This window comes from Streptomyces sp. 12E, assembly GCF_055633275.1.
Genome location: NZ_JBVNCJ010000001.1, coordinates 4,930,709 through 4,945,746, shown reverse-complemented (window position 1 = coordinate 4,945,746; position 15,038 = coordinate 4,930,709). Strand labels below are relative to the sequence as shown.

Here is a 15,038-nt window from a genome sequence, read left to right as displayed (position 1 = left end):
GTGAGGTGACCTGGTGGGCGTCAGCCGGCGTCCGGCCATTCCTCGGGCGGTGGGGACGGTTCCGGGTCTTCCCGCCGGGCCGCTTGGCGGGCGTTCTCCTCCCGCAGGGTCGTCAGCCATCGCCACAGGTCCGGCAGGGGCTGTTCCGGGCAGGCGAGACGGTGTTCGATGCGGCAGCGCTGGAACTGGTCCGGTGGGCACACTCCGTAGACCGTCACCCGTCCGTCGGACAACTCGATCCAGCGATGCTCCGCCGGCACGGTGTGGGCCAGTGGGTTCATGTCCGGTTCCAGCAGCACCCAGTCGTGCTCCAGCGTCGTCGCCCGTTCCTGCGGCAGCCCGCAGTGCGGGCAGCGGAACCGTCCACCGCCCAGCCGTCGCGGCTGCTCCTCCAAAAGCCCCATACCGTGAGAATCGCCAGCTCGGCGACCCGGGCGTAGAGCGCGAACCGGACGGGACGTCTGGGGCGGGAGACCGCCGGCGGGGCGGAGGACGACGCGGCAGGTGCGGTCGGTAACCGACGGACGACGGCACGCGGCCGAGATGCGGTGGGGGCCGGCGCGGAATGATCAGCGCGCCTCACGGCCCTGTGGGAAACCGTCCGGCCCCTGTGTCAGGCGGCCGGCTCCGTCGGGCGGGTTCCGCGGTGTCTCGTCGTCAGTGTCGAAGGACATGCTCATCCCTGGTGCTCCCGCCCCCATCCAGCCGCCTTGGCGCAGGTCAGCGGCCCGGGCGGGCGGCGGGTGCCAGGCAGGAGATGCCCTGACGGGGGCCGGACCCGCTGATTTCCCCGGGCATCTCCGACTCCCTACGCCCGTGGTGGGCGCATACTGGAGGCAATGACAAAGTCTGCTGCGCCCAAACGCCATCTGCCCACCAGCCCCTTCAAGGCCCCGGTCGCGCCTCCTCCCAAGCACTTCGCCGTGGGCGACCAGGTCACGCACGACATGTACGGCCTCGGCCGGGTCACCGGTGTCGAGGAGGGAATCGCCGCGGTCGTGAATTTCGGATCGGCGGAACGGCGGATCCTGAGCCCGTACTCCAAGATGACCAAGCTGTAGGACCGCTGTATCCGGTCACAGTACGTCGGGTCCCCCCAGGGGCTCGTCATGAATGGGAGCCCCCTCATCAATCCGACCTCGCAGTTCTCCGCTCCGGAAAGGGCGCCTCGCCCCGCTTCCGCAGTGGCTCCGCCTCCGGCGACAGATCCTTTCCGCGCCCCGGACTTCGGGGACGACGAGTACCTCCACCAGGAGGACGGTCCGGAATCGTTCCCGCCTGCGGGTGCGGTGCGGTCCAAGGCGGCCGGTCGCCGTCCGTGACGGTGGTCCGGCGCGCCCCTGGCCGCCCGGGCGGCCAGGCCTCGGCAGGGGAACGCCCCCGCGCCCGCCCGGCCGGGCGGCACCGGAGGTGACCGGGCCCACCCGCTGGAAGCGGACGGGCCCGGGAGACGCCTCGGCCGGTTGCGGGACGGGGTCCGCGGTCCGGTGGGTCACACGGGGCCCGGCCAGGTCGCCGTCACCAGCCAGTGGCGGGCCGTGAGGCGTACGCCGGTCTCCGTCTCGTAGGCGCGGAAGGCGTCGGTGGCGGCCAGGCGGGCGCGGTCGACGGCCTCGGGGGCGGCGTCGCGCAGCCAGTGGCGCATCGGGCCCCAGCCGAAGAGGAAGGCGGCGGCGTCCGTCGCGTCCGTGCCCCACATCTGCGGCACTTCGAGTGGTTCGATTCCGATCGCTTCGAACCCGGCTCCGCCCAGGACGCGTGTGGTGCGTTCCGGGTCGGCGAAGGCTGCGGGGCCGGTTTCCGTCTTCTCGGAGAAGTCGGGCAGGGTCACGTGCTCGGCGACGGCCGCGAAGACGACCGACTGGTCCATCCTGTCGACGGACTGCGGGCAGACGAAGGCCAGGCGTCCGTCCGGCCGCAGGGCGCGTCCGATGTTGGCGAACGCGGCGACCGGGTCGGCGAAGAACATGATGCCGAAGCGGCTGAGGGCGATGTCGAAGGCGGCCTCCTCGAACGGGTGCACCTGGGCGTCGGCCCGGATGTGGGAGACGTTGGCGAGGTGTTCCGCGGCGGCGCTCGCGCGGGCGCGTTCCAGCATGGGCGCGGAGAGGTCGACTCCGAGGGCGCGGTCGGCGGCGCGGGCGGCCAGGCGGGTGAGGCGTCCGTTGCCGCAGCCGATGTCGAGGACGCTGTCCGTCTCCCGGATGCGGGCGGCGGCCAGGAGCGGGGCGTTGGCGGGGTCGTTGAGGGCGTCGTAGCGGGACTGGTGGTCGGCCCAGTGCCGGCCCTCGTAGCCGTTCCACGCCTCGGACTGGTGGGTGTTCACGATCCGGTTGTCGGCCATACGGTCCATGGTGCCGTGCGGGGCGGCCTTCGGGGTCCTCAAAGTCTCCGCCGTCGCCGCCGTCCGGCTGCTCACCGAAGGCGCGCGGGACGCCGAGGGGCCGGCGCGGCGCACGCGGGCGCGTGGTGGCAGCGGGTCGTGCGGCGGGGTCAGGCCGAGCGCTTGCGGGACGCCGTCCTCGTCGCCGGGGTCTTCTTCGGGGGCGGCTTCCCGGCCGTGCCGCCCTCGGTCGCGCTCCCGGTCGTGCTCTTCGCCGTCGTCTTCTTCCCGGACCGGCCCGTCTCCGGCGCCGGCTTCCGCGCCGAGGACGCCGTCTTCTTCTCCGCCGTCGACGGGGACTTCCCGCCGCCGGCTCCCCCGGTGGGCGGGCGGGACGTCCTGCGCCGAGGCGGCCGCTCGGCCTCGGCCGGATCGCCGCGGACCGCGCGGACGCTCCGCTCCAGGGCCGTCGTCAGGTCCAGGACCTCGACGCCGCGCTCCGGTTCGGGCACTTCGGGCAGGGCCTCGCCGGAGATCTTGGCGGCGACGACCTGCTCCACCGCCTCGCGGTACTCGTCGCGCAGGCCCTCCAGGCCGACCCCGCTGAGGGCGTCCATCAGGGTGTCCGCGAGGTTCAGCTCCTTGTCGTGGAGGGTGACCTCCGCGGCGGGGGCGATCCCCTCGGGGGCGCGGACCTCGTCCGGCCAGAGCAGACCGTGCAGGGCGATCGCCTCGCCGACCACGCGGAGCATGCCCAGGCGCTCCCTGCCCCGCAGCGCGAACTTCGCGATGGCCACCCTGTTGCCGCGCTTCAGGGTCTCCCGCAGGAGCGTGTACGGCCGGGCGGCCGGCGCCCTGCCCGCCGCCAGGTAGTACGCGGCGCCCAGCTGGAGCGGGTCGATGCTGTCCTCGGGGACGAAGGTGACGATCTCGATCGTCCTGGCGGTGGGGAGCGGCAGGTGGGCCAGGTCCTCGTCGGTGATCGGGATGATCGTGCCGTCCGCCTCCTCGTAGCCCCTGCTGATCTCCTGGGCGGCGACCTCGCGGTCCTCCAGCTCGCAGAACTTGCGGTGGCGGATCCGGCCGCCGTCCTCCGTGTGGATCTCGCGGAAGGGGACCGCGTGGCTCTCGGTGGCGTTCACGAGCTTGATCGGGATTCTGACCAGGCCGAACGAGACCACGCCGTTCCAGATGGATCGCATGTGCGGCACCTTCCGGTCGCCCGCCGATCACCGCCGGGGCGTTTGTCACATTGTGCGATAGATGTCCATCTTATGATGCCTGGCATCGGGGTGAGGGGCGACGGCTCGCGCCCGGCTGTCCGGAGAGGCGCCGCGACGGAGGGCCCGGGGACCGGGGCCCCGGGCGGTCACAGCCGGGCCCAGGTGTTCCGGTTCCGGGCCGTCGCGTGCAGGGCCTCCGCGTCGGCAGGTTTCAGGACTCCGCCCGTACGGGCCAGGGTCTCCACCTCGGCGTCCGTCAGGACGCGCACCCCGCGGGGCGGGGCCGGGACCGTCACGGCCGACGCCCCGACCAGGACGAGCACCGGGCGGACCTCGGCCGTCAGGGCGTAGGAGGCGCGGTCGGCGTCGGCCCGGACCCGGCGCAGCAGGGGGCGCGGTTCACGGCGGCCCAGGCCGACCTCGGGGTCGGCGACCGTCACCCGCTGCCGGCGGGCGTACAGGGCGTGGACGGCGTAGAGGCCGCCGGGGCCGATCAGCAGGTGGTGGATGCGGTCGCCGCCGGGGAGCGGGACCGAGTGCAGGGCGCGCCAGCCGGCGCCGTCCATGCGGTCCAGGGCCTCGCCCACCGCCCGCTCCGCGGCGAGCGCCCTGCGGCGCGGGTCGGGGCGGAGCCGGTGGGCCGGGCCGGGGTCGCGGTCGAGGTCGATCAGCAGCGCCTCGCCGGGGCGGTTCGGCGCGAGGTCGTCGTCCGGGTGCAGGGACAGCCGGGCCAGCTCGGCGGGGGTGGGGACCGGGGGCGGGCCGACCGAGACCGGGCCGGTGAGGAAGGGGCCCAGCGCGCCGAGCACCTCCTCCTCGCAGTCCTCGCCGAGCAGGTTCACCCGGGCCGTCTCACGGTCGTACCAGGCGAGGTTCCTGCCGTCCGGGAGGCAGACGTACAGCCTCTCCCGGCCGTGCCGGTAGGTCGGTATGACGCGCAGTCGATCCATGCATCATCACCCCACGTCCATGGGAACAGGCGGGGTGCTCCAGGGGCAAGGAGCCGGTTACCTTGGAGAGGAGTTGGGCGGTGAGGGTGGGGAGGCGCCGTTGCGTACCCGCGGGAAGCAACCCGACGTACCGGCTCCGGACCGTCCGTGGAACGAGATCGTGCCCGGCCTGTGGATGGGCGGACACGAGTTCCGGAGCCTCTCCGGCCGGCTGGAGTCCGCCGTGGTGAACCGGCAGTTCGATCTCGTGCAGACGCTGCTGCGGCTGCCCGGTCACGGGCCGGACCCCGGGGTCGAGCACCAGGTGTGGCCGATCCCCGACGGGCCGCTGGACGGGACGCAGCTCGCGGGCGTGATCCGGCTGGCCGAGGCGGCGTGCGAGGCACTGGACGGCGGCCGTACGGTCCTCGTGCGCTGTTACCACGGGTACAACCGCTCGGGCCTGGTGGTAGCGCACGCGTTGATGCGGCAGGGCGGGACCGCCGAGGCGGCGATCCGGCTGATCCGCTCCCGCCGCTCGCCCTGGGCCCTGCACAACGACCTGTTCGTCGACTACCTCCGCGCCGGGCTGACCACGGCACGGCTGCTGGAGGAGCTGACGGAGTAGGCGAGGCGGGTGGTGTCGTCCCCGATGGCGCAGTAAGGCGGGCGGGCGCGGAGGGGCGCTCCTAGTGTGGCGATAAGTCTCCTTCGACCCGTCTTCCCCGCATGTGGAGGTACTGTCATGTCCCTGCGTCCCCCGCTCACCCGCCGCCTGCCCATAGCTCTCGCCGCCGGGGCCCTCGCGGTCGCGACCGCCGTCACCCCCGCCGTCGCCGGCGACGACCCGGGCCAGGGTGGTGGCCAGGCGCACTGGAGCCAGCAGGGCGGCAACGGCAACGGAAACCAGCAGGGTGGCAACGGCTACCGGCCGGGCAACGGAAACCAGCAGGGCGGAAACGGCCACCAGCAAGGCGGCAACGGAAACCAGCAGGGCGGCGGCAATCAGCAAGGCGGAAACGCCTACCAGCCGGGCAACGGAAACCAGCAAGGCGGAAACCAGCAGGGCGGCAACGGTCACCAGCAAGGTGGCGGCAATCAGCAAGGCGGAAACGCCTACCAGCCGGGCAACGGAAACCAGCAAGGCGGCAACGGCAACGCCGACCAGCAAGGCGGTAACCAGCAGGGCGGCAACGGTCACCAGCAAGGTGGCAACGGAAACCAGCAGGGCGGCGGCAATCAGCAAGGCGGAAACGCCTACCAGCCGGGCAACGGAAACCAGCAAGGCGGAAACCAGCAGGGCGGCAACGGTCACCAGCAAGGTGGCAACGGAAACCAGCAGGGCGGAAACCAGCAGGGCGGCAACGGTCACCAGCAAGGTGGCGGCAATCAGCAAGGCGGAAACGCCTACCAGCCGGGCAACGGAAACCAGCAAGGCGGAAACCAGCAAGGCGGAAACGGTCACCAGCAAGGTGGCAACGGAAACCAGCAGGGCGGAAACGGCGGCTTCGGCAACCCGGCCGGCGGCAACCACGGCGACCAGGGCCAGTACAAGGGTGTCGTCACGGCGCCGTCCCTGGCCCTGCGCAGCGCCCCGAACCGGGGTTCGCAGATCATCCGGTACGCCCACAAGGGCGACATCGTCTCGATCTTCTGCAAGGTCCCGGGCGACAAGGTGAACGGCAACCCGCTCTGGTACCTCCTCACGGACGGCACCTGGGCGTGGGGTCCGGCCGCCCACATCGACAACATCGGTCCCGCGCCACGCTGGTGCTGATGATCAAAGCACACAAAGCGCCCCCTTTGTGTAAGTTCCGGACATGAGCAAGGTCGGCATCACCCCGGCGACGGCGGATCCGCCCGCGCCCACCGTCCGCCTCGCCGGGCGCCGCGGCGTCGAACTCGCCCTGATCGTCCTGGCCGTCCTGCTGTCGGTGTACGGCTACTGCGCCGTCGGCCTCGCCAGGAACGGCTCCGTCCCGCCCGGCGCCGCCGGTTACGGCGCCGGGCTCGGCGTGCTCGCGCTGCTCGCCCATCTGGCGGTGCGCTGGCGCGCCCCGTACGCCGACCCGGTGCTGCTCCCCATCGGGGTGCTGCTCAACGGCCTCGGCCTGGTGCTGATCTACCGGCTCGACCTGGAGACGCCGGGCGATCCGGCGGCCCCGACCCAGCTGGTCTGGTCGACGCTGGGCGTGGCGCTGTTCATCGCGGTCGTGCTGGTGCTGCGCGACCACCGGGTGCTCCAGAACTACAGCTACGTCTGCGTCACCACCGCGCTGGTCCTGCTGACGGTCCCGATCTTCTTCCCGGCGGTGAACGGGGCCCGGATCTGGATCCGGGTCGCCGGATTCTCCATCCAGCCCGGAGAGTTCGCGAAGGTGCTGCTGGCGGTCTTCTTCGCCGCGTACCTCGCCGCGAACCGGGGCGCCCTCACCTACGCCGGCCGCCGCGTCCGGTGGCTGCGGCTGCCCACCGGGCGGGTGCTCGGTCCGATCGTCGCCGTCTGGCTGGTCAGTGTGGGCGTGCTGGTGCTGGAGCGGGACCTCGGCACCTCCCTGTTGTTCTTCGGTCTGTTCGTGGTCCTGCTGTACGTCGCCACCGGCCGCACGGGCTGGATCGCGGTGGGGCTGCTGCTGGCCTCGCTGGGGGCGGTGGCGGTGGGCCGGCTGGAGCCGCACGTGCACCACAGGATCGAGACCTGGCTGCATCCGTTCGGCTCCATCGAGGCGGGCGAGGGCCCGAACCAGATCGCCCAGTCCCTGTTCGCCTTCGCCGAGGGCGGGACGCTCGGCACCGGACTCGGGCTCGGGCACTCGGTGCTCATCGGCTTCGCGGTCAAGTCCGACTTCATCCTGGCGACGGCCGGTGAGGAGCTGGGCCTGGCCGGGCTGTCCGCGATCTTCCTGCTCTACGGGCTGCTGGTGGAGCGCGGCTACCGGGCGGGGCTGGTCCTGCGCGACCCCTTCGGACGGCTGCTCGCGGTGGGCCTCGCCTCGCTCGTGGCGCTCCAGGTGTTCGTGATCGCGGGCGGGGTGACCGGGCTGATCCCGCTGACCGGGATGGCGATGCCCTTCCTGGCGCAGGGCGGCTCGTCGGTGGTGACCAACTGGGCGATCGTGGCGCTGCTGGTCCGGCTGAGCGACTCCGCGCGGCGGCAGGGCGACGGGGGTGCCCTCCGGTGAGCCGGCGCGTCCGACGCGTCCGGCGCGGCGGCGGGGGTGCGCCCCGGTGACCCGGCACATCCGGCACGCCGCGCTGTTCTGCGCCCTGCTGCTGGTGGCGCTGCTGGTGAACGCCGCCCGCGTCCAGGTGCTGCGGGCCGACGCCTACGACAGCAACCCGGCCAATCGCCGGGCCGCCATCGCCCGCTACCAGCAGCCGCGCGGCGACATCCTGGTCGGCGGGCGGCCGGTCACCGGCTCACGGGACACCGGGGAGCACCTGCGCTACGAACGGACGTACCACGACGGGCCGTTGTACGCCCCGGTGACCGGCTTCGCCTCGCAGGAGTACGGGACGACGCTGCTGGAGCACACGGAGGACCGGCTGCTGTCCGGGGCCGCCCCGCTGCTCGCTCCGCTGCCGCTGTGGAACGAGTTCACGCGCTCCCGCAACGCGGGCGGCGACGTGGTGACCACGATCGATCCGGCGGCGCAGCGGGCGGCGTACGAGGGGCTGCGCTCGCGCAAGGGCGCGGTGGCGGCGGTGGAGCCGGCGACCGGCCGGATCCTGGCGCTGGTGTCGGTCCCGTCGTACGATCCGGAGCTGCTGTCCGGGAACGGCGCGACGGCGCGGGACGCCTGGGCGCGGCTGAACGCCGATCCGGACCGTCCGATGCTGAACCGGGCGGTGCAGCGGACGTATCCGCCGGGTTCGACGTTCAAGGTGGTCACCGCGGCGGCGGCGCTGGACGCGGGCGTGGTGGAGGACCTGGACGAGCCGACCGACTCCCCCGACCCGTACACCCTGCCGGGGACGAGGACCCGGCTGACCAACGGGTCCGAGGGCTGCGAGGACGCCACGGTGCGGGAGGCGTTCGTCCGCTCCTGCAACACGGTGTTCGCCAAGCTGGGGGTGGCCACGGGGGTGGCGGGGATGAGGTCGGCGGCCGAGGACTTCGGCTTCAACGACCCGGAGGTGCGCGTCCCGTTCCGGGTGGCGCGCAGCACCTTCGACACCACGGTGGACCGGGCGCAGCTCGCGCTGTCGTCGATCGGGCAGTACAACACCCGGGCGACGCCGCTGCAGATGGCCATGGTCGCGGCGGCCGTGGCGAACGGCGGGCAGGTGCGGGAGCCGTACCTGGTGGAGCGGACCGTGCGGGCGGGCGGCGGCACGGTGTCGACGGCGGGTTCGCGTCCGGTGCGGCGGGCCATGCATCCGGCGACGGCGGTGCGGATGCGGGAGCTGATGCGGGGCGTGGTGGAGGACGGCACCGGCACGAAGGCGGCGATCCCCGGCGCGGTCGTCGGCGGCAAGACCGGCACCGCCCAGCACGGTCTCGGCAACTCCGGTACGCCGTACGCCTGGTTCATCGCCTGGGCGCAGGGCGGTGCGGACATGGAGGCGAAGGTGGCGGTGGCGGTGGTGGTCGAGGACGCGGCGGCGAACCGGCGGGAGATCAGCGGGGGCGGGACGGCGGCGCCGATCGCGCGGGCGGTGATGGAGGCGGTACTCAACTCGCAGGCTGAGCAGACCACTTGGTGAGACGGGGGTACCGGACCGCCACCTCCCCTACCTAACGTTCGGTACATGACCGAGACCGCGTACGAACTCGCCCAGGTGAACATCGCCCGCCTCAAGGCTCCGCTGGACTCCCCGCGGTTGAAGGGCTTCGTCGACGGCCTGGACCCGGTGAACGCGGACGCCGACGCCGCCGACGGCTTCGTCTGGCGCCTGCAGAGCGAGGGGGGCGACGCGACGGACATCGCCGTCTTCGGCGACTCCTGGCTGATCATCAACATGTCGGTGTGGCGGGACACCGACACCCTGACGGCGTTCATGTACCAGGGACGCCACCGCGAGATGCTGGCCCGGCGCAGGGAGTGGTTCGAGCGCGTCGAGGAGGCGATGGTGGCGCTGTGGTGGGTCCCGGCGGGCCACCGCCCGACGGTCGCGGAGGCCGAGTCCCGCCTCCTCCACCTGCGCGCCCACGGCCCGACCCCGTACGCCTTCACCCTGCGCACGCCGTTCCCGGCGGGCGGCGCGGAGCCCCTGATCGGCGAGGTGCCGGAGGGTCTGGGCTGCTCGGTCTAGCGCCGGCGGTCGACGGCGGTGAGGTCGATGTCGACGGGGAACGGGACGGTCAGCTTGAGCCGGTCGTGGAAGATGCCCATCGGCACGTACGACTTGGTCATCGGGTCCAGCTCGTAGACGTAGACCACGGGGAGTCCGTCGTTCTGCTCGACGCGCCAGTAGTGCGGAATGCCCACGGCCGCGTACTTCCGCGGTTTCACCTCGCGGTCCCGTTCCTGCGACTCCTCGGAGACGACCTCGACAGCGATCACGACGTCCTCCGGGCGGTACCAGGTCTGGTCAGGACCGGCGTCGGCGTCGGCCCGGAACACGAGAATGTCGGGTTCCGGCCGATTGCGCGCGTTGAGTTTGACGGTCATCTCGCGGATGACGTCCAGCTCGTCCGGCACGTGAGCCAGCAGGGCGTTGTCCAGCAGGCGGATGACGCGCGAGTGGAAATTGGTCTGCGGACTCACGAAGACGAGACTCCCGTCGATCAGCTCCGTGTGCGGAGGCAGGTTGGGAAGCTCGTCGAGGTCGTCAGCCGTCCAGCCGCCCACCGGCGGACGAGGCCACTCGTAGTCGTCGTCCAGCCCGTAGTCGCGTGCGGCGCTCATGATCGCTCCCATGTGCTGCAGTCTGACCGGCATCGTCAGCGTACCCAGGGCGAACGCCGGATCGACGTCCCATGAGGCGATCCGGAAGTACGCGCCGTTGACGCATCCACCCGGCGGACCGGTCGGCGACAAGTCCCGCCCAAGGGATTGACGGTCTTGCTGACAGGCAGTCTCATAAGTGGGTGACCCGCCGGTAACCTGAGACGCCCCGAGGTGGAACCACCATGACGACCCTGTCGGAAGCCGACGCGCTCGATGGCCTGCGGGACGCGCTCGGACTGCTCAAGGACCGGGAACAGGTGGCCGAGCGGCTGCTCGACGCGTCCGCCAGGCACTCCTTCGACCCGGACGAGGAACTGGACTGGGACGCGCCCTTCGAGGAGGGCAAGTGGTTCTGGCCGCCGGAGCTGGTGTCGCTGTACGGCACGCCGATGTGGCGGCGGATGAGCGAGGAGCAGCGCCTCCTGCTCTCCCGGCACGAGGCGGCGGCGCTCGCCTCGCTGGGCATCTGGTTCGAGCTGATCCTGATGCAGCTGCTGGTCCGGCACGTCTACGACAAGGCCGCCACGAGCGCGCACGTGCGCTACGCGCTCACCGAGATCGAGGACGAGTGCCGGCACTCCAAGATGTTCGCCCGGTTGATCACCCGCGGCGGCACCCCCTGGTACCCGGTGGGCCGCGTCCACCAGAACCTCGGCCGGCTCTTCAAGACGGTCTCCACCACCCCCGGCTCCTTCACCGCGACCCTGCTCGGCGAGGAGGTCCTGGACTGGATGCAGCGGCTGACCTTCCCGGACGAGCGGGTCCAGCCGCTGGTCCGGGGCGTCACGCGCATCCACGTCGTGGAGGAGGCGCGGCACGTGCGCTACGCCCGTGAGGAGCTGCGGCGCCAGATGGTGACCGCGCCCAGGTGGTCGCAGGAGTTCACCCGGGTCACCTCCGGGGAGTTCGCCCGGGTGTTCTCCGTGGCCTTCGTGAACCCCGAGGTCTACACGAACGTCGGCCTGGACAGGCGGGAGGCCGTCGCCCAGGTCAGGGCGAGCGCCCACCGCCGGGACGTGATGCAGCAGGGGGCGAAGAGGCTCACGGACTTCCTCGACGACATCGGCGTGCTGCGCGGCGTCGGACGGAAGCTGTGGCGGTCGTCCGGGCTGCTGGCCTAGGCGGGCGCGCGGGGCGGGCGGCTACCCTGCGGGCATGACCCCGCAGGCCTCCACCCCCGCCTACCGGCGGCTCAGCGTCGAGGAACGCCGCAGCCAGCTGCTCGAGGCCGCGCTGTCCCTCTTCGCCCACCGCGCCCCTGAGGACATCTCCCTGGACGACGTGGCGGAGGCGGCCGGCGTGTCACGGCCCCTGGTGTACCGGTACTTCCCGGGCGGCAAGCAGCAGCTGTACGAGGCGGCCCTGATGTCCGCCGCCGACGAGCTGCGGCACTGCTTCGACGAGCCGCACGAGGGTCCGCTGCTGCCCCGGCTGTCCCGGGCCCTCGACCGCTACCTCGCCTTCGTCGACCAGCACGACACGGGGTTCAGCGCGCTGCTCCGGGGCGGGAGCGTGGTGGCGACCTCCCGTGCCACCGCCATCGTGGACGGCGTGCGGCGGGCCGCCGCCGAGCACGTCCTCAGCCACCTCGGGGCCGCCGAACCCGGCCCCCGGCTGCGGATGACGGTCCGGATGTGGATCACCGCCGTGGAGGCGGCCTCGCTGATCTGGCTCGACGAGGACAAGCAGCCGCCGCCGAGCGAGCTGCGCGACTGGCTCGTGGAGCAGTTCGTGGCGGTGCTGGCGGTGACCGCGCGGCGCGACGCGCAGACCGACGCGCTGGTGCGGGCGCTGGCCGCGGACCTCTGACGGGCCGCGCATCGCCGACACTGGGGGCGTGAAGAGCGAAGACACCCCGTTCGAGGGCGGGCCCATGGACGGGCGCGTCCTGCCCGTGCTGCTGGGCATCACCGGGCACCCGTCCAGGACGTACCGCATCCCCGTCCCGGCCCCGGACGGCGGCCCGCCCACGGTGCTGGTCTACCGACGGGTGCCCCGGGCGCGGAGTACGCGGACCGGGCTGACACGGGGCTGGAAGTACCTGTACGACCCCACGGGGCAGGCCGGCCGCCGGAGGTGGCCGTGGTCGAAGCCCGCGCCCGCTCCGGGCGCCACGCCGGAGGGCAAGCCGGACGACGCCGACGGGTGACCCGGTTGCGCCGAACCGCGCACACTCGGCGAGCGGGCCGCGCACACCCGCCCGATGCTCGCGATGCGGAGCGGACGAGCCGCCCCGCGTCGGAGGTGATGGTGTGTCAGGAAAGCTTCTGCGTCTGGTGTGCGCGGCGGCGCTGGCGGCCGGTGCCGCCCTCGCCCCCGTGCCCGCGGCGGCCGCCCCGGAACCGGACGGCGACACCGGCGAGCGTTCCGTCGCCGAGCTGCTGACGGAGCTTCAGACCCTGTACCGGGAGGCCGAGAAGGCCACCGAGGCCTACAACGCCACCGAGGAACGGCTGAAGCGGCAGCGCGCCGAGACCGGGCGGCTGGAGAGGGCCCTCGCCCGCACCCGGCACTCCCTGCAGGACAGCCGGGGCGCGGCCGGACGGCTGGCCCGCCAGCAGTACCAGAGCGTCAGCGGCCTCTCCCCCTACCTGCGGCTGCTGCTCGCGCGCGATCCGCGGGGCGCGCTCGACCAGGGGCACGTGATCGGGCGGCTGGCGCGGGAGCGGGCCCGGGCGGTGGGCCGGCTGACCGGCGACGAGAAGGCGGCCGGCGCGCTGGCGAGCCGGGCGCGCAAGGCCCTCGACGCCCGGATCGCCCTCACCGAGCGGCGCGGGAAGGAGCGGGACGAGGTCCTCGAACGGCTCCGCGCGGTCGAGGAGATGCTCGCCTCGCTCACCGCCGAGCAGCTCGCCGCGCTGGCCGAGCTGGAGCGGGACACGGTGGCCGAGGCGCAGGAGGAGCTGGTGACCTCCGGCGCGCTGGGCAGCGGCGGCGCTCCTCCCTCGGCGGCGGGCGAGCGGGCCGTGCGCCACGCCGTGGAGCAGCTCGGGAAGCCGTACGAGTGGGGCGCGGAGGGGCCCGCCGCGTACGACTGCTCGGGGCTGACCTCCGAGGCGTGGGCCGCCGCGGGGACGCCGATCCCCCGGACCAGCCAGGAGCAGTGGGCGCGGCTGGAGCGGGTGCCGCTGGCGGAGCTGCGGCCGGGGGACCTCGTCGTGTACTTCCCGGAGGCCACGCACGTCGCCCTCTACCTCGGCGACGGCAAGGTGGTGCAGGCGCCCCGCCCGGGCGCGCGGATCAAGGTCTCGCCGATCGCGGCCAACCCGGTGCTGGGCGCCGTGCGCCCCGATCCGGCCGGGGAGCCACTGCGGCGGTACGTGCCGCCGGAGCTCCCCGAAGGGGCGGCGGAGGGGTCCGACGAGGGGTACGCCTCCGGTCACGCGCCTGCCGCGCCCGAGACCTCCATCAGGTAGCCCTCGGTCTTCCTCGGGTCGTAGAAGAAGTTCTCGAAGTCGGCCGGGTCGTCGAAGCCGTTGGCGAAGCGGTCGGCGACCGGCTGGAGCTGTCCGGCCGCGCCGATCAGGTCCAGGACGTGTTCCTGCGGCGGGGCGAGCATGGCGTTCGTCCACTTGGTGACGTGCCGCGCCGTCTCCCAGTAGCGGTCGAAGGTCGCCCGCATCCAGGTCTCGTCGAACTCCTTCTCCCCGTGCTCCAGGATCGAGGCGAGGTAGGAGGCGGCGCACTTGGACGCCGAGTTGGAGCCCTGGCCGGTGATCGGGTCGTTGGCGACGACCGCGTCGGCGACGCCGAGGACGAGGCCGCCGGAGGGCAGCCGGCCGATCGGGTCGCGGACGGTGGGGGCGTAGCGGCCGGCGAGGGTGCCGCCGGCGTCGGTCAGTTCGACCTTGGTGGCCCGCGCGTACTCCCAGGGGAGGAACCTCTCCATGAGTTCCAGGGTCAGGGAGAGGTGTTCCGCCGGGTCCCTGACGTCCTTGAAGGCGTCCAGCGGACCGCCGGGGACGCCCTCCCAGAACAGGATGTCGGCGCGGCCCGAGGTGGTGAACGTCGGCATGACGAACATCTCGCCGACCCCGGGGACCAGGTTGCAGCGGACCGCCTCCGTGTCCGGGTGCTCCGGGCGCGGGCCGAGGCCGTGGACGTAGGCCACCGCGAGGGCGCGCTGCGGCTCGCCGTACGGGGACCGCTCCGCGTCGCGGGCGAACATCCGCACCAGCTCGCCCTTGCCGGCCGAGACGAGCACGAGGTCGTACGTGCGGGAGAGGTAGTCGAGGTCGCCGACCGCCGCGCCGTGGATGACCAGCTGGCCGCCGCGCTGGGCGAAGGTCTCCATCCAGTCGGCCATCTTCACCCGCTGGTCCACCGACTGCGCGAACCCGTCGAGCCGGCCCAGCCAGTCGATCGCGCGCCGGGACGGACCCGGGTCGAAGGAGCCGGGGGCCGCGACCGAGACGCCGAGCCCTTCGATCTTCGGGGCCTGGGACTCCCAGAAGTTCAGCCGGAGGTCGCGCTCGTGCTGCAGGGCGGTGTGGAACATGCACTGCGTCGACATCACCCGTCCGCTGCGGATCTCGTCCGCGGTCCGGTTGGACATCAGGGTGACCTCGTACCCGTGCGACTGGAGGCCGAGGGCCAGCTGGAGACCGGACTGGCCGGCTCCGACGACGAGTATCTTCCGCATACGGGAAACGCTCCTGGGAGGGCTGCT

At 72.8% G+C, this 15,038-nt stretch carries 16 protein-coding genes; 10 read left to right on the top strand and 6 right to left on the bottom strand.

All coding sequences use genetic code 11. The annotated features are described in order from the left end of the window. Nucleotides 1-20: 20 nt before the first annotated feature. Complete coding sequence (locus tag ACZ8ZB_RS23095; protein ID WP_470739559.1) at nt 21-404, bottom strand: DUF6083 domain-containing protein; 384 nt, start codon at nt 402-404, stop codon at nt 21-23. A 435-nt stretch (nt 405-839) separates the two neighbouring features. Between ACZ8ZB_RS23095 and ACZ8ZB_RS23090 the strand changes: the two genes are divergently transcribed. Then, nucleotides 840-1,061: a hypothetical protein gene (locus ACZ8ZB_RS23090; protein ID WP_470739558.1), complete on the top strand. Its 222-nt coding sequence runs from the start codon at nt 840-842 to the stop codon at nt 1,059-1,061. 431 nt (nt 1,062-1,492) lie between these two features. On the opposite strand, the gene ACZ8ZB_RS23085 is transcribed toward ACZ8ZB_RS23090, so the two are convergent. From ACZ8ZB_RS23085 to ACZ8ZB_RS23075, 3 genes are all read right to left on the bottom strand, one after another. Then, nucleotides 1,493-2,344, bottom strand: coding sequence for a class I SAM-dependent methyltransferase (locus ACZ8ZB_RS23085; protein ID WP_470739557.1), 852 nt, complete (start codon nt 2,342-2,344; stop codon nt 1,493-1,495). Between the two features lie 149 nt (nt 2,345-2,493). Further along, nucleotides 2,494-3,525, bottom strand: coding sequence for a non-homologous end joining protein Ku (gene ku / locus ACZ8ZB_RS23080; protein WP_470739556.1), 1,032 nt, complete (start codon nt 3,523-3,525; stop codon nt 2,494-2,496). 167 nt (nt 3,526-3,692) lie between these two features. Next, nucleotides 3,693-4,496 carry a nuclease-related domain-containing protein gene (locus tag ACZ8ZB_RS23075; protein WP_470739555.1) on the bottom strand — a complete coding sequence of 268 codons (804 nt, stop codon included), beginning with the start codon at nt 4,494-4,496 and terminating at the stop codon, nt 3,693-3,695. A gap of 100 nt (nt 4,497-4,596) precedes the next feature. Between ACZ8ZB_RS23075 and ACZ8ZB_RS23070 the strand changes: the two genes are divergently transcribed. The 5 genes from ACZ8ZB_RS23070 to ACZ8ZB_RS23050 all read left to right on the top strand — a co-directional run bounded on the left by ACZ8ZB_RS23070 (nt 4,597) and on the right by ACZ8ZB_RS23050 (nt 9,731). Then, complete coding sequence (locus ACZ8ZB_RS23070; RefSeq protein WP_470739554.1) at nt 4,597-5,103, top strand: protein-tyrosine phosphatase family protein; 507 nt, start codon at nt 4,597-4,599, stop codon at nt 5,101-5,103. 117 nt (nt 5,104-5,220) lie between these two features. Then, nucleotides 5,221-6,252, top strand: coding sequence for an SH3 domain-containing protein (locus ACZ8ZB_RS23065; RefSeq protein ID WP_470739553.1), 1,032 nt, complete (start codon nt 5,221-5,223; stop codon nt 6,250-6,252). Nucleotides 6,253-6,295: 43 nt separating this feature from the next. After that, the gene (locus ACZ8ZB_RS23060; protein WP_470739552.1) at nt 6,296-7,657 is read left to right on the top strand and encodes an FtsW/RodA/SpoVE family cell cycle protein; all 1,362 of its coding nucleotides are present in this window, start codon (nt 6,296-6,298) and stop codon (nt 7,655-7,657) included. Nucleotides 7,658-7,703: 46 nt separating this feature from the next. Continuing rightward, the gene (locus ACZ8ZB_RS23055; RefSeq protein ID WP_470739551.1) at nt 7,704-9,182 is read left to right on the top strand and encodes a penicillin-binding transpeptidase domain-containing protein; all 1,479 of its coding nucleotides are present in this window, start codon (nt 7,704-7,706) and stop codon (nt 9,180-9,182) included. Nucleotides 9,183-9,227: 45 nt separating this feature from the next. After that, nucleotides 9,228-9,731 carry a DUF3291 domain-containing protein gene (locus ACZ8ZB_RS23050; protein ID WP_470739550.1) on the top strand — a complete coding sequence of 168 codons (504 nt, stop codon included), beginning with the start codon at nt 9,228-9,230 and terminating at the stop codon, nt 9,729-9,731. Here ACZ8ZB_RS23050 and ACZ8ZB_RS23045 read toward each other — a convergent pair. Continuing rightward, nucleotides 9,728-10,327 carry a Uma2 family endonuclease gene (locus ACZ8ZB_RS23045; protein WP_470739549.1) on the bottom strand — a complete coding sequence of 200 codons (600 nt, stop codon included), beginning with the start codon at nt 10,325-10,327 and terminating at the stop codon, nt 9,728-9,730. The two genes, ACZ8ZB_RS23050 and ACZ8ZB_RS23045, sit on opposite strands and share 4 nt — an antisense overlap. Before the next feature lie 224 nt (nt 10,328-10,551). Between ACZ8ZB_RS23045 and ACZ8ZB_RS23040 the strand changes: the two genes are divergently transcribed. The 4 genes from ACZ8ZB_RS23040 to ACZ8ZB_RS23025 all read left to right on the top strand — a co-directional run bounded on the left by ACZ8ZB_RS23040 (nt 10,552) and on the right by ACZ8ZB_RS23025 (nt 13,785). Next, complete coding sequence (locus tag ACZ8ZB_RS23040; protein WP_470739548.1) at nt 10,552-11,490, top strand: AurF N-oxygenase family protein; 939 nt, start codon at nt 10,552-10,554, stop codon at nt 11,488-11,490. Nucleotides 11,491-11,524: 34 nt separating this feature from the next. Continuing rightward, entirely contained in the window at nt 11,525-12,178 is a 654-nt protein-coding gene (locus ACZ8ZB_RS23035) for a TetR/AcrR family transcriptional regulator (protein WP_470739547.1), read from the top strand. A 28-nt stretch (nt 12,179-12,206) separates the two neighbouring features. Then, the gene (locus ACZ8ZB_RS23030; protein ID WP_470739546.1) at nt 12,207-12,518 is read left to right on the top strand and encodes a hypothetical protein; all 312 of its coding nucleotides are present in this window, start codon (nt 12,207-12,209) and stop codon (nt 12,516-12,518) included. Nucleotides 12,519-12,621: 103 nt separating this feature from the next. Beyond that, entirely contained in the window at nt 12,622-13,785 is a 1,164-nt protein-coding gene (locus tag ACZ8ZB_RS23025; RefSeq protein ID WP_470739545.1) for a C40 family peptidase, read from the top strand. Here ACZ8ZB_RS23025 and ACZ8ZB_RS23020 read toward each other — a convergent pair. Continuing rightward, nucleotides 13,749-15,011, bottom strand: a complete 1,263-nt coding sequence (locus ACZ8ZB_RS23020) for a styrene monooxygenase/indole monooxygenase family protein (protein ID WP_470739544.1) — start codon at nt 15,009-15,011, stop codon at nt 13,749-13,751. The genes ACZ8ZB_RS23025 and ACZ8ZB_RS23020 overlap by 37 nt on opposite strands. Between the last annotated feature and the right edge of the window lie 27 nt (nt 15,012-15,038).

Coding starts and splice junctions, on each gene's coding strand:
- ACZ8ZB_RS23095 (WP_470739559.1), bottom strand. CDS start 404: ATGGGGCTTTTGGAGGAGCAGCCGCGACGGCTGGGCGGTGGACGGTTC.
- ACZ8ZB_RS23090 (WP_470739558.1), top strand. CDS start 840: ATGACAAAGTCTGCTGCGCCCAAACGCCATCTGCCCACCAGCCCCTTC.
- ACZ8ZB_RS23085 (WP_470739557.1), bottom strand. CDS start 2,344: ATGGCCGACAACCGGATCGTGAACACCCACCAGTCCGAGGCGTGGAAC.
- ku (WP_470739556.1), bottom strand. CDS start 3,525: ATGCGATCCATCTGGAACGGCGTGGTCTCGTTCGGCCTGGTCAGAATC.
- ACZ8ZB_RS23075 (WP_470739555.1), bottom strand. CDS start 4,496: ATGGATCGACTGCGCGTCATACCGACCTACCGGCACGGCCGGGAGAGG.
- ACZ8ZB_RS23065 (WP_470739553.1), top strand. CDS start 5,221: ATGTCCCTGCGTCCCCCGCTCACCCGCCGCCTGCCCATAGCTCTCGCC.
- ACZ8ZB_RS23060 (WP_470739552.1), top strand. CDS start 6,296: ATGAGCAAGGTCGGCATCACCCCGGCGACGGCGGATCCGCCCGCGCCC.
- ACZ8ZB_RS23050 (WP_470739550.1), top strand. CDS start 9,228: ATGACCGAGACCGCGTACGAACTCGCCCAGGTGAACATCGCCCGCCTC.
- ACZ8ZB_RS23045 (WP_470739549.1), bottom strand. CDS start 10,327: ATGAGCGCCGCACGCGACTACGGGCTGGACGACGACTACGAGTGGCCT.
- ACZ8ZB_RS23040 (WP_470739548.1), top strand. CDS start 10,552: ATGACGACCCTGTCGGAAGCCGACGCGCTCGATGGCCTGCGGGACGCG.
- ACZ8ZB_RS23035 (WP_470739547.1), top strand. CDS start 11,525: ATGACCCCGCAGGCCTCCACCCCCGCCTACCGGCGGCTCAGCGTCGAG.
- ACZ8ZB_RS23020 (WP_470739544.1), bottom strand. CDS start 15,011: ATGCGGAAGATACTCGTCGTCGGAGCCGGCCAGTCCGGTCTCCAGCTG.